Genomic DNA, 20,323 nt, shown 5'->3' with positions numbered 1-20,323 from the left:
CGCGCCATGTGCGGGATCGCCGGGATATTCCACTGCGGCACGATCAAGCCGGTCGACCCTGCCAGGATCGAGCGGATGACCGATGCGCTGGCCCACCGCGGGCCCGACGGGTCGGGCGTGTGGACCGCGCCCGGCATCGGCCTCGGTCATCGCCGTCTCTCAATCATCGATATCGCCGGCTCGCCTCAGCCGATGACCAGCGCGCACAGCCCCGCGGTGATCGTCTTCAACGGAGAGATCTACAACTACCGTGAACTGCGCAGCGAGCTGGCGGCGAGCGGGGCGACGTTCCGCACCGAAGGCGACACCGAAGTCATCCTTGCCGCTTACGCGCGCTGGGGAGTGGACTGCCTTTCGCGCCTGCACGGCATGTTCGCCTTCGCCCTGTACGACGGGCAAAAGCGCGAACTGCTCCTCGCGCGCGACCGCCTCGGCGTCAAACCGCTATTCATGGCGCGGCTAGCCGACGGCAGCATGGCCTTCGCGTCCGAGCTTAAGGGCTTGCTGGCGCACCCCTTGCTGCGCCGCGAAATCGATCCGCTGGCCGTCGAGGACTACCTCGCCTGGGGCTACGTTCCCGATCACCGATCGATTCTGAGCGGGGTCGAGAAGCTCCCTGCCGGCCACTACCGCATACTCAAACACGACACCGCGCCTGCTGCTCCGGTGCGGTGGTGGGACGTCTCGTTCGCCGAGCGGCGCAAGGGCAGCGTCGCAGACCTCGAGGCGGAGCTGCTGCATCACCTGCGCGAAGCGGTGACCAGCCGCATGGTGGCGGATGTGCCGCTTGGCGCTTTCCTTTCGGGCGGAGTCGATTCCTCGAGTGTCGTGGCGCTGATGGCGGAAACCAGCCGCGATCCGGTGCGCACGTGCTCAATCGGTTTCGACGTCGCGGCGCATGACGAAACGACTTATGCCGACGAAGTGGCGCGCCTGTTCGGGACCGAACACCATTCGCGCACCGTTGGCGCCGAACAATTCGGGGCGATCGACGACCTTGCCGCGATGTTCGACGAACCCTTTGCAGATGCCTCCGCCCTGCCGACGTGGCGCGTGTGCCAGCTGGCGCGCGAGAACGTGACCGTGGCGCTCTCCGGTGACGGCGCGGACGAAGCGCTCGCCGGATACCGCCGCCAGGTGTTTCACGCCCACGAGGAACAGGTACGCCGCTTGTTGCCAGGGAGCTTGCGCCGGTCGCTGCTCGGCCCGCTTGCGGAAATCTATCCCAAGGCGGACTGGGCGCCGCGGTCATTGCGCCTCAAAACCACGCTCCAGTCGCTCGCGGGCGACGGCGGCGAGGGCTACGCCAGCGCCCTGGCGGCCACGCCAAATGCGCTGCGCCAGTCGCTCTATACTCCGGATTTCGCGCGCGGCATCGCCGGTTACCGGGCCGAGGACCGCCTGATCGAAGTCATGCAGCAAGCCCCGGCGCGCAGTGGGCTCGACCGCGCGCAGTATGCCGATCTCATGTTCTGGTTGCCCGGCGACATCCTGACCAAGGTCGACCGCACGAGCATGGCGGTCAGTCTCGAAGCGCGCGAACCGTTGCTCGATCACCGTTTGATCGAATTCGCCGCGACGTTACCGGATTCGATGCGGGTCAGAGGCAGGCAGGGCAAGTGGCTGCTGAAGAGAGCGATGCGCCGTTACTTGCCCGACCAGATACTCTTTCGTCCCAAGCAGGGTTTCGTCACCCCGATCGCCGAATGGCTGCGCGGTCCGCTCGCCGGTGAAGCGAAGGCCATTTCCAGCAGCGCGGCATTGGCCCGCACCGGCTGGTTCGACAGTCGCAAGCTGGCAGGCCTCGCCGATGCCCACATCACCGGTCGTTCGGACCATTCGCGGCTCTTGTGGCAATTGGTCATGCTCGACCGGTCTTTGCGCAGGCTGGGAGTGGCGACCTGACCGGCCCTAGAGTGTGGCCGCAATAGCACTCCTGTTGTCCCAAAACGAGACAAGGGCGGCCTTGCGGAGGATTAGGGTAAATAATTCGTTGCCAACGTGACTCCGCCAAGCCTAGATTCCGGAAAGACCAGAAGACTGGCTGCCAGTTCAGGGTCGAAATGGGGACGCAATGGACCGCTTGTCCGGACATATAGAAGACGACGATACGGTGTCACAGGACGCGGAATCTTCGGTAATTGGGTTTGGTAGGGGCGACGAGCACCTGGTTACATCGGCTGGATATCCAGCCGACATCGACGCCCAGCTTTTCCTGATGAACGAGCTAGAGTGTCACTACGATATCCAGACGGCGAGCCTGTGGACCTATATGCGTCCCAAAGGCCGACCGAGTTTTACTCCGCCAATGCTTCGCGATTTTGACACTTGGCAAAGGCTGATTTCGAACAATTTCGGTACCGACAAGGCCGACCTTCGCTATCTGATCCTTGGCAGCCGCGCACCCGGCGTGTTCTGCTTCGGCGGCGATCTTGCACTGTTCCAGGAGCTGATCCGCTCGGGCGACCGGCAGGCGCTGGCGCAATACGGCTTCCGCTGCGTCGAAATTCTGCACCGCAACATGCGTTCGCTCGACCTGCCGATGCTGACCATCGGCCTCGTTGAAGGCGCGGCGCTCGGCGGCGGGTTCGAAGCGTTGTTGTCGTTCGATTTCATCATCGCCGAGCGCGGGGCGACCTTTGGACTCCCCGAAATCCTGTTCGGCCTGTTCCCCGGCATGGGCGCGCATGCGATCCTCTCGCGCAAGCTCGGCTCGGCGATGGCGGACCGCTTGATCCTCTCGAACGAGACTTACACCGCCGAGCAGATGTACGACCTCGGCATCGTCAGCTATCTTGCCGAACCGGGCGAGGGCGCGAAGGCCTGTCGCGATTTCATCAAGCGCAGCGAAAGGCGTCATCCGGGTCTCGTGAACTCGCGCAAGGCGATGAAGCATACGCGCCCGATCGAGTTGCGCGAGCTCAAGGATATCGTCGAATTGTGGGCCGACGCGGCGATTCAGCTTACCGAGCAGGACCTCAAGGTGATGAGCCGTCTAACGCGCGCGCAGGAGCGAGTCGCGGCGGCCTGATCACGCGTCCTAGCGGGCGTCGACCATCACTATTTCGCAATCCTCGAGCGCCTCGACCGCGAGCGCTTCTTCGCCGGTAATGGCGATTCCGTCGCGTGGTTGCGCCTCTTGCCCATTGATGCGGATGCGTCCGCCCACGGCGACGAGATACTGGTGGCGCCAAGGAGCAGCCTCGTAGGTCACCGTCTCGCCGGCTTTGACGCTTGCTGCGAGGACGCGCGCATCGGCCCGAATGGGCAGTGCACCGTCGCCTTCAGGATTGCCGCTGGCGAGGACTTCCCAGCGTCCGGCGCGGTCGCCACGCGGAAATTCGCGCATGCCCCAACCGGGCTCGCCCCCTGCGCTGTCGGGCAGGATCCAGATCTGGAACAGCGTCGTGGCTTCGCTTTCGAGGTTGTACTCGGCGTGAGCCACGCCGCTGCCGGCGCTCATCACCTGCACATCGCCGGCCGCGGTGCGGCCCTCGTTGCCGAGCGAATCCTTGTGACTGATCGCACCGGTGCGGACGAAAGTGATGATTTCCATGTCGGCGTGCGAATGCGGCGGAAAACCGGTCTGCGGGGCAATGGTGTCGTCGTTCCACACCCGGATCCGGCCCCAGCCCATGCGCTCGCGGTCCATGTAGTCGGAAAACGAGAAATGATAGCGGGTGTCGAGCCAGCCATGGTCGCGGTGCGCCAGGTCCTCGAACGGACGAATGTCGATCATGTCGGTAATCCACCTCGGCGGGGTGTTGTCGCCGGAACAGGAACAAGATGGGGGTGGGGAGCGCCCAATCAAGCCTCCAGACCGTGGCCGCGCGCCATGTAGGCATCGCTTTGCATTTCCTTGAGACGGCTGACCGTCCGGGCGAATTCGAAGCTGCCGTCGCCCGCCGGGTAGAGCTTCTCGGGCTCCGCCGCGGCCGTGGCGAAAAGCTTGACGTTGTTTTCGTAAAGCGTGTCGACCAGCGTCACGAATCGAGCGGCTTCGTCGCGGTTCTCCGGCCCCATGACCGGGATGCCGACCACGATGACGGTGTGGTAGCACTGGGCTATGGCGAGGTAGTCGGCCGCGCCGCGTGGCTCGCCGCACAAGCGCTTGAAGCTGAACACCCCGACGCCCTTGAGGCTCTTCGGCACGTGCAGGGTACGTCCGCCACCGAGGTCGAGGTCGGCGGAAGGCACGTGCGCGGCGTCTTCGGGCGGGTAGTCGGTCAGGCGGAAGAACGCCTCGCGCACCTGCGCCGTAGCGGCATCGCCGAGCGGAGTGTGCCAGGTATGAAGGCCGGCGATGCGGTCGAGGCGATAATCGGTCGGCCCGTCGAGTTCGACCACGTCGAGTTCCTTCTTCACCAGGTCGATAAACGGCAGAAACAGGCTGCGGTTGATGCCGTCCTTGTAGAGATCGCCCGGCGGGCGGTTCGAGGTGGTGACCACGGTCACGTTCTGCTGGCAGATCAGCGCGGTGAACAGGCGCCCCATGATCGCTGCGTCGGCGGTGTTCTTGACCACCATCTCGTCGAAGGCGAGGCAGCGGACGTGTTCGGCGATGCGCGCGGCGACCGGGGCGAGCGGGTCGCCCGTCTCCTTTCTTCGTTCCTCGCGGATCAGGCGGTCGACCTCGAGCATGAAGGCGTGGAAGTGGACGCGGCGCTTGCGCTCGATCTCGAGCGTGGCGACGAACAGATCCATCAGCATGGACTTGCCGCGCCCGACGCCGCCCCACAGGTAGACACCGCGCACGCGCCGCGGACCTTTGCCGAACAGGCGGGCGAAAGCTCCCGGGTCGCGCGCCGCGACGAGGTCGTCCTGCACCCGCTGCAGCCGCTCGGCCGCGACGCGCTGATCGGCATCGGGCTGGAGCTCGCCGGCGGCGACGAGCGCGTCATAGCGCGCGAGAAGGGCGCTCATGCGGTGATCTTGCGGACGATGCCGGAGAAGCCGGCGACGGGGTTCTCGCCCTGGACGATCCGGCCCTGGCAGAACATCATCCGCCCGGTTTCGCGCAGGATCGAGACCAGACCGTCGAGCGGCGCGTCCATGCTTCCCGCGCCGATGAACTGGACCGACAGATCGACGGTTACCGAAGCGCCGAGGTCCTGTCTGGTAAGCAGTCCGGGCCCGGCGAAGAGCGTCGCGTCGGCGAGGGCAGTGATGACGCCGCCGTGGATCATGCCGTGGACGTTGCCCATGTGCGGCGCGGGAACGATCCGGGTGCGAGCCATTCCGTCAGCCTCCTCGCGCACCAGCAGCCGGCCGATCACGTCGCGGTTGAAAGGACCCGGCACGCGCCATTCGTACCAGTCCGAATGGTCCGGATCTTCGCAGGGCCTAAGGACGTCCTCGAGGGCCACCTCTCGCTCAGATCTGGCGTTCGACCAGCAGCTTCTTCGTCTCGGCGATCGCCTTGGCCGGGTTGAGGCCCTTGGGACAGACGTTGGCGCAGTTCATAATCGTGTGGCAGCGGTAGAGCCGGAACGGGTCCTCGAGGTCGTCGAGCCGTTCGCCGGTCATCTCGTCGCGGCTGTCGGCCAGCCAGCGATAGGCCTGCAGCAGGATTGCCGGGCCGAGGTACTTGTCCGAATTCCACCAGTAGCTCGGGCACGCCGTCGAGCAGCAGGCGCACAGGATGCATTCGTAGAGGCCGTCGAGCCGCTCGCGCTGCTCGGGGCTCTGCAGGCGTTCCTTGGTCGGATTCGGCGTGACCGTCTGCAGCCAGGGACGGATCGACGCGTACTGGGCGTAGAAGTGGGTGAAGTCGGGAACCAGATCCTTGACCACGTCCATGTGCGGAAGCGGCGTGATGCGAATCTCGCCTTTCAGGTCTTCCATCGCCGTGGTGCACGCGAGCCCGTTCTTGCCGTTGAGGTTCATCGCGCACGATCCGCAGATGCCCTCGCGGCACGAGCGGCGGAACGTCAGCGTCGGATCGACCTCGTTCTTGATCTTGATCAGCGCATCGAGAACCATTGGGCCGCAATCGTCGAGATCGATCTCGAACGTGTCGTAGCGGGGGTTTTCGCCGCTTTCCGGGTCCCAGCGATAGATCTTGAATTTCTGCACCCGGCTTGCCCCCTCGGCGGTGTGGGTGCGGCCTTTGCCGTTGATCTTGGAGTTCTGGGGGAGCGTGAATTCGGCCATCGGATTCCTCGTTTCGCCGCCTCTCTAACAATCCCAGCCGCTGGGGCAAGCCGCGCCTTGGCGAAGGGGGCGAAGTTCACAGACATGGACCGGGTGTTACACGGTCCAGGGGAAGAAAAATCACCTCGCGAAGCCCGAGCGCCATGACGGTCGCGGCAGATTGGGCGGGCAAGGGCGGAATCGGCAGCACCGCGCCATTGAACACCTCCGCAGCATGTAGGACAGTGCTTTTCGATCGGGGAAGGAAACAAATGGGCTTTCGATACTGGTACGAAGAGACGATCCTGCCGAAGATGATCGGCTGCGCCTGCGCCGATCCCAAGATCGCCGCACTGCGCGAGCGCGTGGTGCCGCTGGCCACGGGGCGGGTATTCGAGATCGGCTGCGGCGGCGGACTGAACCACCCGTTTTACGATCGTCAGAAGGTCACGGCCTTCGCCGGGCTCGATCCCAACGGCGCCCTGCTCGAACAGGCGCGCAAGGCTGCGCGCGGCCGAGGGTGGGAGGCCGATATCCGCGAGGGCAAAGGCGAGGCGATTCCGTTCCCCGACGCCAGTTTCGATACGGCGGTGTGCACCTACACCCTGTGCTCGGTCGACGACCAGCATCAGGTGCTGAGCGAGCTGAGGCGCGTGCTGAAACCGGGCGGCAAGCTGCTGTTTCTCGAGCACGGGCGATCGCCCGACGCCGGCCCGCGCAAATGGCAACGCCGGATCGAGCCGCTGTGGAAGCGGGCGATGGGCAACTGTCATTTGACCCGCGAGGTTTCCGGCGCGGTGGCGCAGGGCGGCTTCGAGTTGTCGAACACAGACAGCACCTACATGGACAACATGCCGAAGTGGGCCGGCTGGATGGAGTGGGGCGTCGGCGTCCGGCGCGGGGCCTGAGCGCGGCGCTGACCTGGGTCATTTCTCGGGCTCCGGGTGAGGAGCCGAACCTTGCCCCGCCCATCTTAAGAACTGGATTTCGAAGACCCGAAGATCGGCGAAAAGTATTCCTCAGGACCGGGAATCCTTTGCTTGGCCACTTGGCGGGTAACAAAGCATTTTAACCCGATCTTCAGTTTTTTGGACCAGCGTCACCCAAGGAGCTGTTGGGGAACCTCCATGTTCGGATCGGGTGAATTCCTGCGGCGCCTGCGCCGCGACACCAAGGGTAATACCCTCGTAATCGCGGCCGCGGCACTGATCCCGCTGACCGCGTTGATCGGCTCTGCGCTCGATCTCGGTGTCGCCTACATGACGCGCAGCCGATTGCAGAACGCCTGCGACGCGGGCGCGCTGGCGGCGCGCCAGTTCATGCAGGGCTCCAACTTCAACCAGAGTGTCGACGACGAGGGCCACAAGTTCTTCCAATTCAATTTTCCCAACGGGACCGCCGGCGTGGCGACCCCCGTCTTCGAACTCGTGCAGGACAAAAACAATTCCTCGCAGTTGATCGGGACGGCCAGCGCCAGTGTGCCGACCTCGATCATGCGGATCTTCGGTTTCACCACCATTCCTCTGAAGGTCGATTGCAACGCCACGCGCGACATGGGTCACAATGACATCGTCCTCGTCCTCGACGTGACGGGTTCGATGAACGACGCACCGAGCGGAGGCGGCGCTTCGAAAATCAGCCGTTTGCGCACGGGTGCGATGGGCCTTTATCGCGCCCTCGACAACGACGACGGTTCGGTGACCCGCTACGGCATCGTGCCCTATTCGCACACAGTCAATGTCGCACGCTCGCTCAAGAACAAGGACATCCTCGACAACCAGACCTATGTCGACGGAACCTACACCTACCGATACTGCGATTCGAACGGCTACTCATACTGGAATTGCCAGTGGAAGACTTCCGACGCGAAGCCGACTGCGGGCCTGTCGAACGGCAACACCAAGTACACTTACAACATCAGTTTTGCACACACCGGTTCGAAGACCGTACATATCAGCGATTCTTACTGGAACAACGCGCACGGCTTTGCGGCCGGTAATACCGAGGGATTCCGGACCAGCGGCGATGGTTGCATAGAAGAGCGTCCGAGCGTCGGTTCGACGGGCACGTTCCAGATCTGGGACTATGTCACCCGGGCCGACATCGACACCGTCGCGGGCAACGCGGGCAACCAAGAGCCGCTGCAGTACGGTCGGTACGATCCCTTCGTTCAGGAAGGCGAATCCCAGGACGGCTGCCCGTCCGAAGCGGTAAGACTGCAGGAATACGACAGCGAGGCCAGTTTCCAGTCTGCGATCAACACCGCGACTGCAAGGGTGACCGGAGGCACTTACCATGACATCGGGATGCTGTGGGGAACCCGTTTCGTTTCGCAAACCGGGTATTTTGCCGGCAACAACCGGAATCAGGGTGATAATGTCACTGAAATCGACGGCGTGCCTGTCAACATGCACATCGTCTTCATGACCGACGGCAAGCTCGATACCGGCGGTACGCTCTACTCGGCTTATGGTGTAGACGACTATTCCAGGCGCCTGGGCACGTCGGGCACGCGCAACAAGCGGCATATCGATCGCTTCCACTCCACCTGCGACGTTGCCAAGCAGATGGGCATTACGGTCTGGGTGATCGCGCTCGATGTAACCGACACGGACGATATTGACGATTGCGCGACGAGCGCCGATCAATTCTACACCAGCGACGGTAACGACCTCGAAAAGGTGTTCGAGAAAATCGGCCAGGGCATCGGCAACCTGCGGTTGACGCGATGAGAAACCGATCTCTCGGCGCCTTTGCCAAGCGCCTGGCCGCCGAGCGGTCTGGCGCGGCGATCATCGAGTTCGCGCTCGTCGCGCTGCCGCTGTCGATGCTGATCATGGGCGGGCTCGACCTCGGCCACCAGAGCTATATCCGCGCGACGATGCAGGGCGCCTTGAACGACGCCGCGCGGCGGGCGGCGGTGCAGGATCCGGCGTTCACTGCCAGCGGCGCGACGACCGAGGCGCGGGTCCGCAACACGATCAAGGAAACGCTCGATCCGATCACACCGAACGCCACGATCGACATCACCATGCGCAGCTATTTCGACTTCACCGGGATCGGCAGTCCCGAGAAGCTGATGACCGACGTCAACGGCAACGGCCAGTACGACGAGACGCAGGGCGATTGCTTTTCGGACCTCGACGAGGACGGCGAGTTCGACGAGAACGCCGGAAAGTCGGGCATCGGCGGCGCGAACGACGTGGTGTTCTACACCGCGCGGATCACGATGCCGCGGCTGTTCCCGGTTGCCGGTCTGCTCGGCTTCCCTTCGAACTACGACATGAGCGTGTCGACCGCGATCCGCAATCAGCCTTACGGCACCCAGAAGACGCCGCCCGTCGTGTGCGGAACCCCGGCATGACGATGCGCGAACTGCTTACCCGCATCCGGGGCGACGAGCGCGGTCTTGCGTTCGTCGAATTTGCCTTCGTCGCCCCGGTGATGATCTTCGCGATCCTCGGCGGGCTCGAGCTGGTCAACTACGCCATGGCCTACATGAAAGTGAACCAGATCGCGATGACCGTGGCGGACAACGCCGGGCGGGTGACCACCGGGATCGACGAGGCCAATATCTACGAGGTCTTCGCCGGGGCCAATTCGATCGGCGAGTCGATGAACTTCAAGAGCCGGGGGCGGATCGTGCTCTCCTCGCTGCAGGACAACGAGAAGAAGGGCAACAAGCACGGGCAGGTGATCAATTGGCAGCGCTGCTGGGGCGATCTTGCCGTCAGCTCGGCCTACGGCAAGGAGAACGACGGGCGCAACGACAGTTCGCTCAAGCTGGGCATGGGGGCCGCGGCCAACCGGATCACCTCCATCTCGGGCACGGCGGTCATGTTCGTCGAGGTCAACTACGACTACCAGCCGCTGATCTCCGCGACGATCCTGCCGATCACCACCCGGATCCATCAGGAAAGCGCCTTCAACGTGCGCGGCCGGCAGAACAACAACATCAGCAACGCCCAGGCGTTGGCCAAAAACACCTGTTGAGCGGCGCGGCTCGGAAACCCGCTGGGCGCCGCGAAGTGCCGGCGGACCGCGGAGGCCTTGCCTGCCGTGCATGATGCGGTATCCCTGCGGCGAGAGGGAGATACCATGCACAAGTCCGCCAGCTTGATCCTTGCCGCCATGCTTGCCGGAGCGACCGCGACCAGCGGCGCGGCACAATCGTCGCCGGCCTCGCTGCCCCGTGAGAGCGGCAAGCGGTTGGCCGGTCCCGCTCTCGGCGAGAAGGACTGCGCCCGCCTCGTGGGACGCAGTTTTGGCGATAGGCTCGAAATCACCTCGGCCACGCAAGTTGCCGCCGCCGCGGCGGGCACGGTCGGGCAGGGGCCTTTCACCAACACCACCCACCTGCCGGCGCACTGCCTGGTCAAGGGGATTATCGACAAGCGCACCGGCGCCGGCGGCAAGACCTACGGCATCCAGTTCGCGCTGGCTTTGCCGCAGGACTGGAGCGGGCGTTTCCTCATGATGGGCGGCGGCGGGCTCAACGGGACCGTCGGCCAGCCTTGGGGCCCGGTCGCGGCGGGAATGACCCCGGCGTTGGCGCGCGGCTTCGCGGTCGTGGCGCACGACAGCGGCCACGCCGGCACCGTGTGGGACAGCAGCTTCAGCGCCGACCAGCGCGCCGCGCTCGACTTCGCTGAGAGCAGCTTGCCGACGGTGACCAAGGCGGCGCGGGCGATCACCGAAACCTATTACGGCAGCCCCGTGGCTCACAGCTACATGACCGGCTGCTCGACCGGCGGGCGCGAGGGGATGCTGGCGATCGAGCGCTATCCCGAGCTGTTCGACGGGGTGATCGTCGGCGCCCCGGCGATGATGACGGGGGATTCGAACACCGCGCTCGACCGGATGAAGGTCGCCTTCAACCAGGCCGCGCCGCGCGACGCGGAGGGCAAGCCGATCGTCTCGGAGATATTTCCCCCGGCCGTACGGGCAGTGATCAAACAGGGCATCCTCGACCAGTGCGACACGCTTGACGGGCTCGAGGACGGAGTGATCGAGAACGTCGCCCAGTGCCGCTTCGACCCCAAGAAGCTTGTCTGCAAGCCGGGACAGAACGAGGGCTGCCTCAGCGCCAAGGTGGCCGGCGCGCTCGACCAGGGCTTCCAGCCGACGCTCGATTCGCTCGGCCACCTGGTCTATCCGCGCTATCCCTACGACACGGGGATCGTCGATCCGATGGGCGGGTTGCTGCCGACCGGCGCGCCGGGACCGTTCGGTCCGGCCATTCGCGACCTGAGCTACGACGTCGACGCCGCCGCCTGGGCGGCGCACCACGATGCGATGCAGCGGCTGGTCGACACCAATTACTGGACCAACCTCAACACCTTCCTCGATCGCGGCGGCAAGACGATCTTCTACCACGGCACGTCGGACTTCTTCTTCAGCCCTTGGGCGACGTGGGACTGGTGGACCCGCGCGCTGGCCACCAACGGCCCCCGGTTTGCCGAGGCGAGCCGGTTCTACATGGTGCCGGGGATGCTTCACTGCCGCGGCGGCGAGAGCTTCGACAATTTCGACCTGTTGAGCGACCTCGTGACCTGGGTAGAGCAGGGCAAGGCGCCCGATCGCCCGATAGCCAGCCGGAGCGACGGCAGCGCAAGCCGTCCGCTGTGCCAGTTCCCGGCTCATGCCCAGTACACCGGAGGCGACGCCACGAAGCCCGAAAGCTTCCAGTGCAAGTTGCCGAGCGAGGGGTGAACGTCGCGCCAGTCAATTCCGGCCCGGTCGGACCGCTCCAGCCGTCCTGATCTGGTTGGCGCGCGGGCCGGGCTGGGCTAGCGCCCGGCGACAGGGCTCGCGCATGAAGGAGGGGCGCCGGTGATTCGCGCCATAACGGCAAACTTTGCGCTGATGACGCTGGCCGGCGCTGCGCTCGCATGGTTCCAGCCTGCGCTCTTCACGTGGATGACCGACGGCTCGATAACGCTGGCCGGGCAGTCGCTGCTCTCGGTCGCGCTCGGCGTGATCATGCTGGCGATGGGGCTGACGCTGACCTTTGCCGACTACCGCGCGCTGGCGCACATGCCCAAGGCGCTGGCGATCGGCGTCGTGGCCCAGTTCACGATCATGCCGCTGACCGGTTTCGCCGTGGCCCGCGCGCTGGGGCTCGAGCAGGGCCTCGCGGTGGGCCTGATCCTGGTCGCCTGCTGCCCCGGCGGAACCGCCTCGAACATCGTCGCCTATCTGGCGCGGGGCAATCTCGCGCTGTCGGTGGCCATGACCATGACCTCGACGCTGGTGGCGGTGGTGGCGACCCCCTTGCTCACCGGCGCCCTCGCCGGGACCTATGTCGATATCGACCGCTGGGCGCTGTTCCGCGACATGTTGGCCATCGTGCTGGTCCCGGTCGTGGTGGGCACATTGATCAGCGAATTCCTGCCCGGGTTCGCGAGGCGCGTGGGCGACTGGTTGCCGCTCGTCGCCGCGGTGCTCGTCGTGCTGATCGTCGGCGGCATCGTCGGCGGGGCCAAGGACCTGATCCGCGAGAACGCTCGGCAACTGCTGCTGGCGACTTTCCTGCTCCACGCCTTCGGCTTTGCGCTGGGCCACGTGGCGGCGCGGGTGTTCGGGCTGGGTCCGATCGAACAGCGCACGGTGTCGATCGAGGTCGGAATGCAGAACTCGGGACTTGGCTCGGGGCTCGCCAAGGCGCCGGCCTTCGCCGCGCAGTTTCCCGACGCGGTGCAGGCCGCGCTCGCCCCGGTTCCCGCGGCGCTCTCGGCTGTGTGGCACGTGATCATCGGCAGCCTGCTCGCCGGCTGGTGGAACAGCCGGGCCGAACCCTAGGCAGTCAGGGCGACGTTTCGCTTACGGACATTCCCAGCGAGCGAGGCAGGCCGCGGTCCTGGCGGGCATCGATCCGCCGGCACGAAAAAGGCCCCCGGCGCACGCGCGACGGGGGCCTCTTCTGGGATCCTTGCCGGGCGAAGCTATTCCCCGAACGTGCGCTGCCACCAGCCGCGACGCGGTGAGCCGGCATCCTCGGCTGTTTGCTCCTCGATGTCGGCGGTGCCGCTCGCTGCAGCCGGAGCGGGGACGGGGCTTTCGTCCCCCGACGCTGCCTCGGCTTCGTTTTCGACCTTTTTCTTGCGCGTGCGTTTCGGCTTGGGCTTCGCCTCCACTTCGCCATCGGGTTCCGCCGTGGCCGGAGCCTCGCTGGCCTCGACCGGCACGTCTTCGATCTTCTTCTTGCGCGAGCGGCGCTTGGGCTTTTCCTCGGTCACCGGAGCTTCCACGCCCTCCGCGGCGAGTTTCGACGGAGCGTCCTCGGCCACTGGCGCTTGTTCGGTCGCTTCTTCGAGCGCGGTTGCGGGTTCGCCTTCAGCCGGCTTCTTGCGGCGCGAACGGCGCTGCTTGGGCTTCTCCTCCGGGGCAGGTGCTTCGGCTACAGGGTCCTGAGCCGGCTCGCGAACTTCGGCCTGTTCGCCTTCGCCGCCCTCGGCACCTTCACCATTCTCATCGTCGGCGCCTTCTTCGCGGCGGCGATTGCGCCCGCGTCCGCCGCGGCGACGGCGGCGCTTCTTCGGCCGGTCCTCGCCGCTTTCGCCGTCGTCGCCCGACGGGCGCTCGCCCGAAGCCTCGTCGCCGTCCTCGTCGTCCGAGCGGGGCTCGTCGTCCTGCTGACGGTTGCGGCCGCGTCCGCCGCGGCGGCGGCGCCGGCGCTTCTGCGACCGATCACTATCGCTGTCGCGTTCGCCGTCGTCATTATCGTCGTCGTCGTCGGCTTCGTCGAATTCGGCATCGTCGCCGCCGTCGTCTTCGTCCACAATGGCCTCGAACTTGGGCGTCGATGTCGGACGCGGGCCGGAGCTGCCAACGCGCATCTTGGCGCCCTCTTCTTCGCCTTCGGGCACCACTTCGACCGAAACGCCGTAGCGTTCCTCGATTTCTGCGAGATCGGCGCGCTTGGCGTTGAGCAGGTAGATCGCCGCCTCGGTCGAGGCGTAGAGCGTGATCACGCTGCCCTTGCCTTTGGCCGCTTCGTCCTCGATCAACCGCAAGGCACTGAGACCTGCCGACGAGGCGGTACGGACCAGGCCGGTGCCGTCGCAATGCGGGCACGAGCGCGTCGTCGCCTCGAGAACGCCGGTGCGCAGGCGTTGGCGGCTCATCTCCATCAGACCAAAGCCCGAGATGCGGCCGACCTGGATGCGCGCGCGGTCATTCTTGAGCGCGTCCTTCATCGCCTTCTCGACCTTGCGGACGTTGGATCCGTATTCCATGTCGATGAAGTCGATCACCACGAGCCCGGCCATGTCGCGCAGGCGCAGCTGGCGTGCGATTTCGCGCGCCGCTTCGAGGTTCGTGTGCAGGGCGGTCTGCTCGATCCCGTGTTCCTTGGTCGAGCGGCCCGAGTTGATGTCGATCGAGACGAGCGCCTCGGTCGGGTTGATGACCAGGTAGCCGCCGCTCTTGAGCTGGACGACAGGCTCGTACATCGCCGACAGCTGATCTTCAGCGCCGTAGCGCTGAAACAGCGGGACGGGATCGGAATAGGCTTTCACCCGGCGCGCGTGGCTGGGCATCAGCAGCTTCATGAATTCCTTGGCCGAGCGATAGCCGTCCTCGCCCTCGACCACCACTTCCTCGATCTCGCGGTTGTAGATGTCGCGGATCGCCCGCTTGATCAGGTCGCTGTCGGAATGGATCAGCGCGGGCGCGGTCGATTTCAGCGTGTTTTCGCGGATTTCGTCCCACAGCCGCGCGAGGTAGTCGAAGTCGCGCTTGATCTCGGTCTTGGTGCGCTGGAGGCCGGCGGTGCGAACAATCAGGCCCATCGCCTTGGGCAGCTTGAGCTCACCCACGATCGACTTGAGCCGTTTGCGGTCGGCTGCGCTGGAAATCTTGCGTGAAATGCCGCCGCCGTGGCTCGAATTCGGCATCAGCACGCAATAGCGGCCGGCAAGGCTCAGATAGGTGGTCAGCGCGGCGCCCTTATTGCCGCGTTCTTCCTTGACGACCTGGACGAGGAGCACCTGGCGGCGCTGGATGACGTCCTGAATCTTGTAGCGGCGGCGCAGCGCCAGGCGCTTGGAGCGCAGCTCGTCCATTTCCTTGGCACGGCTGCGGCCCTGGCGGCGACCGCGACCACGACCGCGGCCGCGCGCCTGACCGGCGTCGTCCTCGTCGCTTTCGGTGCTTTCGCCTTCGTCCTCGGACGAAGAATCATCATCTTCGTCCTCGCCATTCTCGACCTGGCCGTCCTCGATGGTGGCGACGTCGTCCTTTTCGCTGGTGTCGATTTCCTCGACACCGTCGCCGTCGTCGTCATCGTCCTCGTCGTCGCGATCGAGCGGTTCGTCGTCGTCGTCGAAGTCTTCGGAGGCGCGGAGCGCCGCCTCTTCCTCGGCATGGGCCTGCTCTTCGGCGATCAGGGCCTCGCGATCCTGCTTCGGGATCTGGTAATAGTCGGGGTGGATTTCGTTGAAGGCGAGGAAGCCGTGCCGGTTGCCGCCGAAATCGACGAACGCCGCCTGAAGCGACGGTTCGACCCGGGTGACCTTGGCTAGATAGATATTTCCCTTGATCTGCTTGTGATCGGCAGATTCGAAATCGAATTCCTCAATCCGGTTGCCTTTGAGCACCGCCACCCGGGTTTCTTCCGGGTGGCGCGCATCGATGAGCATGCGCGTTGCCATTGAATTGTCTCCATGCGCGCCGCGACTTTGCCTTGCGCCGGGTGAAAACCCGGGCAAGCGCGTGGCCACGCATCTCTGTGAATATTCCGGCGCACCCGTGGGCGCGGCCGGACGATGAAAGGGCGCCGGTGCGATGGATCGCGCCGGCGCGGCTTGACGTGTCTGTCATGGCGACGAGGCGCAGGGTTGCGATCTGCGCGCATGCACCGGCCACCGCGCTGCCAGCCAAGGGCTGCAACGGGGTAGGAGGGCACATTCTTGTCACTATGGCATCAACCTGTATGCAAGTCCGGATTAAGCCGCAAACGGGGCTTCCGGGAAGGGCCGGAAGATGTTTCTCCCGGTCGTGGAAGCAGATAGCAACGGCTTCACAATCGGGCAAGGTTGTTGCGCGAAGTGGCAAAAATACCTTGTGACGAGGGGCCGGCGACCGATAACCATGCGCCCGAATGTGGCATCGCCTGCAAATCCTCATGATATTCCTGCTGCCGGTGGCGCTCGTCGGGGGGCTGTACCTGCTGGGGCTGACGGTGTCGGTGCCGGTGCTGGGCCGCAGCTACGTTATCCGCATCATTCTTCCCGAGCCCGGTGCGCATGTCGGCCTTCCGCCGATCGAGGGGCCGCAGGACGCCAGCCGCCCGCTGGTGGTGATCGACGCCGGCCACGGCGGCCACGATCCGGGCGCGGTTGGCGAAGGGTTCAAGGAGAAGACCCTGGCGCTGGGTCTGGCTCGGGCGCTGCGCGACGAACTCGTCAGGGAGGGCGGCATCCGCGTCGCGCTGACGCGGTCCGACGACAGGTTCCTCGTTCTGGAGGAACGGGCCGAGATAGCGCGGCGGCTCGGCGCCGACCTGTTCCTTTCAATTCACGCCGATTCCGCAGGCGAAAAGGACCAGGTCACCGGCGCCAGCGTCTACACCCTTTCGGACAAGGCATCGAGCGAGGCAGCGGCGCGGTTTGCCGCCCGCGAGAACAGCGCCGATACGGTCAACGGCGTGACTCTGGCCGGGCGCAGCGATGCGGTCAATTCGATCCTCGTCGACCTGGCGCAGCGGCGCACTTCGGGAAGCTCGGCCACCTTCGCCGGCCTGATCGTGCGCGAAGGCAAGGGCGTGCTGCAATTCCACCCGCAACCGCTGCGCTCGGCGGCGCTCGCCGTGCTGCGCGCGCCCGACGTGCCTTCGGTGCTTTACGAGAGCGGCTTCGTGACCAACCCGAACGATGCCGAACGGCTGTCTTCGCCCGAGGGACGCGAACGCTTTGCCAAGGTCATGGCGCGCGCGATCAAGATTTACTTCGCGCGCCAGGCCGGGGTGTGAGGCTGGTTCGGTTTGTCTCAAACCAACTTCCCTCACTCTGAATCCGCGTGCTAGGGGCGGCGCGCTATGGCCGACACCGACCAGTCTACCGGCGAGTACCTCCGCTATCGCATCCGCCGCGATGCCGGCGGGCTCGTCACGTGGTTCAGGCAGCAGTGGCGCGGCAAGTGGTGGTTCAAGTGGGTCTCGGGCGCACTGGGCGCCTTCCTCGTCGTCTGGATCGTCGGCTGGACGGTGCTTGCCAGCGGCCTTCCCGACGCCGGCAAGCTTGTCGATTACGAACCGCCGCTGCCAAGCGTGGTGCGCGGCGACGACGGCGAGATCGTCCATTCCTATGCCCGCGAACGCCGCGTGCAGCTCGAATTCCAGGACTTCCCGGCCCAGCTGATAAATGCCTACACCTCGGCTGAGGACAAGACCTTCTGGACTCACGGCGGCATCGACTTCGGCGGCTTCGTCGGCGCGGTCATCGACTATGTCAGCAAGATCGGTTCGGGCGAACGAGCGGTCGGCGGGTCGACCATCACCCAGCAGGTCGCCAAGAACATCCTCGTCGGCGACGAATATTCGATTACCCGCAAGCTCAAGGAAATGATTCTCGCGCGGCGCATCGAGGGTGTGCTGTCCAAGCAGGAAATCATCACCCTCTACCTGAACGAAATCCCGCTCGGGCGGCGCAGCTTCGGCGTGCAGGCGGCGAGCCGGGCCTATTTCGACAAGGATGTGGACCAGCTGACTCTGCCCGAAATGGCCTTCCTGGCGATCCTGCCCAAGGCGCCGGAACGTTACGGCCGCAGCAAATACCGCGACCTCGCCATAGAGCGCCGCAACTACGTTCTCGACGAGATGGTCGACAACGGTCACATCACGCAGGCCCAGGCCGAAGCGGCAAAGGCGGCTCCGCTGGGTCTCGCTACCCAGCGTTCGGACCCGCGTTCGGTCGATGCCGGTTATTTCCTCGAGGAAGTGCGCCGCGAGCTCATCGACAAGTACGGCGAGCAGGCCGACGACGGCCCGCACAGCGTTTATGCCGGCGGCCTGTGGATACGCACTTCGCTCGACCCCGAGATGCAGAATGCCGCTCGCGACGCGCTGCGCGACGGATTGCTGCGCTATTCGGCGGGCAAGGGCTGGCACGGGCCGGTGGCGAAGATCGACCCGGAGAAGGGCGACCTGAAGAAGCAGCTGGCCAGCAGCTATCTCGGCATCAACTACAAGAACTGGCGCATCGGCGTCGTGACCGAGCGCAGCGGCAACGCGGCGCGGATCGGCTTCGCCAGCGGAGAGGAGGCGCCGCTCACCGGGCTGCCCGACGCGCTCAAGGTGGGCGACGTGATCGCCGCTGCACCGAACGGCAGCTCATGGGCGGTCAGGACCGTCCCGGAAGTCTCCGGCGGGTTCGTGGCGATGGACCCGCACACCGGCCGAGTGGTCGCCATGCAGGGCGGGTTCGACAGCCGGCTGAGCGATTTCAATCGCGCCACGCAGGCGCTGCGCCAGCCCGGATCGACCATCAAGCCGTTCGTCTACGCCACCGGTCTCGACCAGGGAATGACCCCGGCGACAATGGTCCCCGATCAGACCTATTGCTACTATCAGGGCGCCAACCTGGGCGAGAAATGCTTCCGCAACTTCGGCGGCGGCGGGGGCGGCGAGCACACGATGCGCTGGGGGCTCGAACAGAGCCGAAACCTCATGACGGTGCACATCGCGATGGACGCCGGCATGGAGAACGTGACCAACACGTTCCGCCGCGTCGGCATCGGCGACTACGAAAACTACCCCGCCTTCGCGCTCGGAGCCGGCGACACCACGGTGATGCGCATGGTCAATGCCTATTCGGCGCTGTTCGACCACGGGCAGCAGCACAAGGGCACGCTGATAGATTATGTGCAGGACCGCCGGGGCAAGGTCATCTACCGCTCCGACAACCGGGCCTGCACCGGCTGCAACATGCCCGAATGGGACGGCAAGCCGATGCCGCGCCTCGGCGACAACGGCAAGCAGGTGCTCGATCCGCGCACGGCCTTCCAGGTGCTGCACATGATGGAAGGGGTCGTCCAGCGCGGCACCGCGGTGCGGCTGCGCTCGCTGGGAATGCCTCTGGCGGGCAAGACAGGGACCACGAGCGGCCCGACCAACGCCTGGTTCGTGGGCGGCGGCCCCGACATGATCGCCGGAATGTACGTCGGTTTCGACCAGCCGCGCAATCTCGGCGGCTGGGTCCAGGGCGGCAACACCGCGGGGCCGATCATGAAGCAGTTCGTGGAGGCGACGCGCGACCGCTGGAGCGGCCGCCCGTTCCTCGCGCCCAAGGGCATACGAATGGTCCGTATCGACCGACGCACCGGCACCCGCGTCTTCGATGCCGAGCCGACCAGCGATCCGCTGACGCCGGTCATCTGGGAGGCCTTCAAGCCCGATACCGAGCCGCGGCGGAAGAAGCGCCAGGACGAAATCGATGCAATGCGCAACATGATCCTCGCCGAATTGCGACGGGTCGAGAAAGGCCCCTCGCGCAGCTCGTCGTCCAATGGCGAGCAGCAGGAGAACTTCGCTGCCGAGCAGGGCGGGATCTACTAGGGCGGGACGGAGTGCCGCGACGCCGTTTGCATTGGACATCGTCAATCCGAACAGGCAAAATGCGCACCATGAAGAAGCTTGTCCCCGCACTCGCCGCGATCGCGCTCGTCGCCTCGCCCGCCCACGCCGCGCTGAAGGAAGGCGCCAAGGCACCCGAAATCGTCGCGAAGGGTGCCATGGCGGGCAAGCCGATCACGTTCGACCTCGACAAGGCGCTCAAGAAGGGGCCGGTCGTGCTCTACTTCTTTCCCGCCGCGTTCACCCCCGGCTGCAACATCGAGGCCGCGGCCTTCGCCGAGGCGATCCCGGATTTCGAAAAGGCGGGGGCGACGGTGGTCGGCATGACCGCGGGCAACACCGACCAGTTGGCCGAGTTCTCGGGCAAGCATTGCGCCGGCAAGTTCCCGGTCGCGGCGACGACGCCGGCGATGGTCAAGGCCTACGACGTGGCGCTGCCCAACAACGCCAACGGCTGGACCAACCGCACCACTTTCGTGATCGCGCCCAGCGGCAAGGTCGTCCTGACCTTTTCAGACCTCAAGCCGAACGATCACATCACCAAGAGTCTGGCTGCGGTTCGCGCGCTCAAGAAGGGCTGAGAATCCTCCGCGGGCAGGGGACGGCAGTCCGCGACTG

At 65.4% G+C, this 20,323-nt stretch carries 16 protein-coding genes; 11 read left to right on the top strand and 5 right to left on the bottom strand.

The window, feature by feature from the left end:
• Window positions 1–6 precede the first annotated feature (6 nt).
• Both Q7I88_RS12230 and Q7I88_RS12225 read left to right on the top strand, forming a co-directional pair.
• Entirely contained in the window at window positions 7–1,905 is a 1,899-nt protein-coding gene (locus tag Q7I88_RS12230; protein ID WP_305096197.1) for an XrtA/PEP-CTERM system amidotransferase, read from the top strand.
• A gap of 313 nt (window positions 1,906–2,218) precedes the next feature.
• On the top strand, window positions 2,219–3,031 hold the full coding sequence (locus Q7I88_RS12225; RefSeq protein WP_305096196.1) for a crotonase/enoyl-CoA hydratase family protein: 813 nt from the start codon (window positions 2,219–2,221) through the stop codon (window positions 3,029–3,031).
• A gap of 9 nt (window positions 3,032–3,040) precedes the next feature.
• Here the strand turns inward: Q7I88_RS12225 and Q7I88_RS12220 are convergent, their stop codons facing one another.
• The 4 genes from Q7I88_RS12220 to Q7I88_RS12205 form a co-directional block, all read right to left on the bottom strand.
• Window positions 3,041–3,739 carry a pirin family protein gene (locus tag Q7I88_RS12220; protein ID WP_305096195.1) on the bottom strand — a complete coding sequence of 233 codons (699 nt, stop codon included), beginning with the start codon at window positions 3,737–3,739 and terminating at the stop codon, window positions 3,041–3,043.
• Between the two features lie 68 nt (window positions 3,740–3,807).
• Window positions 3,808–4,923: a cell division protein ZapE gene (gene zapE, locus Q7I88_RS12215; protein WP_305096194.1), complete on the bottom strand. Its 1,116-nt coding sequence runs from the start codon at window positions 4,921–4,923 to the stop codon at window positions 3,808–3,810.
• Entirely contained in the window at window positions 4,920–5,366 is a 447-nt protein-coding gene (locus tag Q7I88_RS12210; RefSeq protein WP_305096193.1) for a PaaI family thioesterase, read from the bottom strand. Before Q7I88_RS12210 ends, zapE begins: the two co-directional genes overlap by 4 nt.
• Window positions 5,367–5,373: 7 nt before the next feature.
• Window positions 5,374–6,153, bottom strand: a complete 780-nt coding sequence (locus tag Q7I88_RS12205) for a succinate dehydrogenase iron-sulfur subunit (protein ID WP_305096192.1) — start codon at window positions 6,151–6,153, stop codon at window positions 5,374–5,376.
• Window positions 6,154–6,404: 251 nt separating this feature from the next.
• On the opposite strand from Q7I88_RS12205, the gene Q7I88_RS12200 reads away from it, so the two are divergent.
• The 6 genes from Q7I88_RS12200 to Q7I88_RS12175 all read left to right on the top strand — a co-directional run bounded on the left by Q7I88_RS12200 (window position 6,405) and on the right by Q7I88_RS12175 (window position 12,933).
• Window positions 6,405–7,040, top strand: coding sequence for a class I SAM-dependent methyltransferase (locus Q7I88_RS12200; protein WP_305096191.1), 636 nt, complete (start codon window positions 6,405–6,407; stop codon window positions 7,038–7,040).
• A 219-nt stretch (window positions 7,041–7,259) separates the two neighbouring features.
• Window positions 7,260–8,864 (top strand): pilus assembly protein, encoded by a 1,605-nt coding sequence (locus Q7I88_RS12195; protein WP_305096190.1) that lies wholly within the window; start codon window positions 7,260–7,262, stop codon window positions 8,862–8,864.
• The gene (locus Q7I88_RS12190; RefSeq protein ID WP_305096189.1) at window positions 8,861–9,496 is read left to right on the top strand and encodes a TadE/TadG family type IV pilus assembly protein; all 636 of its coding nucleotides are present in this window, start codon (window positions 8,861–8,863) and stop codon (window positions 9,494–9,496) included. The genes Q7I88_RS12195 and Q7I88_RS12190 overlap by 4 nt, the downstream gene beginning before the upstream one ends.
• Window positions 9,493–10,125: a TadE/TadG family type IV pilus assembly protein gene (locus Q7I88_RS12185; protein WP_305096188.1), complete on the top strand. Its 633-nt coding sequence runs from the start codon at window positions 9,493–9,495 to the stop codon at window positions 10,123–10,125. The genes Q7I88_RS12190 and Q7I88_RS12185 overlap by 4 nt, the downstream gene beginning before the upstream one ends.
• Window positions 10,126–10,230: 105 nt before the next feature.
• Window positions 10,231–11,844: a tannase/feruloyl esterase family alpha/beta hydrolase gene (locus Q7I88_RS12180; protein WP_305096187.1), complete on the top strand. Its 1,614-nt coding sequence runs from the start codon at window positions 10,231–10,233 to the stop codon at window positions 11,842–11,844.
• A 120-nt stretch (window positions 11,845–11,964) separates the two neighbouring features.
• The gene (locus tag Q7I88_RS12175) at window positions 11,965–12,933 is read left to right on the top strand and encodes a bile acid:sodium symporter family protein (protein WP_305096186.1); all 969 of its coding nucleotides are present in this window, start codon (window positions 11,965–11,967) and stop codon (window positions 12,931–12,933) included.
• A gap of 143 nt (window positions 12,934–13,076) precedes the next feature.
• On the opposite strand, the gene Q7I88_RS12170 is transcribed toward Q7I88_RS12175, so the two are convergent.
• A complete protein-coding gene (locus Q7I88_RS12170; protein ID WP_305096185.1) occupies window positions 13,077–15,785 on the bottom strand; it encodes an Rne/Rng family ribonuclease in 2,709 nt (902 codons plus the stop codon).
• 449 nt (window positions 15,786–16,234) lie between these two features.
• Here Q7I88_RS12170 and Q7I88_RS12165 point away from each other — a divergent pair, with 449 nt between their 5' ends.
• The 3 genes from Q7I88_RS12165 (at window position 16,235) to Q7I88_RS12155 (ending at window position 20,286) form a co-directional block, all read left to right on the top strand.
• Window positions 16,235–17,104 (top strand): N-acetylmuramoyl-L-alanine amidase family protein, encoded by an 870-nt coding sequence (locus tag Q7I88_RS12165; RefSeq protein WP_305096184.1) that lies wholly within the window; start codon window positions 16,235–16,237, stop codon window positions 17,102–17,104.
• A 66-nt stretch (window positions 17,105–17,170) separates the two neighbouring features.
• Window positions 17,171–19,687 (top strand): penicillin-binding protein 1A, encoded by a 2,517-nt coding sequence (locus Q7I88_RS12160; RefSeq protein ID WP_305096183.1) that lies wholly within the window; start codon window positions 17,171–17,173, stop codon window positions 19,685–19,687.
• A gap of 68 nt (window positions 19,688–19,755) precedes the next feature.
• A complete protein-coding gene (locus tag Q7I88_RS12155) occupies window positions 19,756–20,286 on the top strand; it encodes a peroxiredoxin (RefSeq protein WP_305096182.1) in 531 nt (176 codons plus the stop codon).
• The last annotated feature ends 37 nt before the right edge of the window (window positions 20,287–20,323 follow it).

This window comes from Croceibacterium aestuarii (assembly GCF_030657335.1).
GTDB classification, from domain to species: domain Bacteria; phylum Pseudomonadota; class Alphaproteobacteria; order Sphingomonadales; family Sphingomonadaceae; genus Croceibacterium_B; species Croceibacterium_B aestuarii.
The sequence above is the reverse complement of the archived record's forward strand: the minus strand, read 5'-3'. Positions and strand labels throughout refer to the sequence as shown.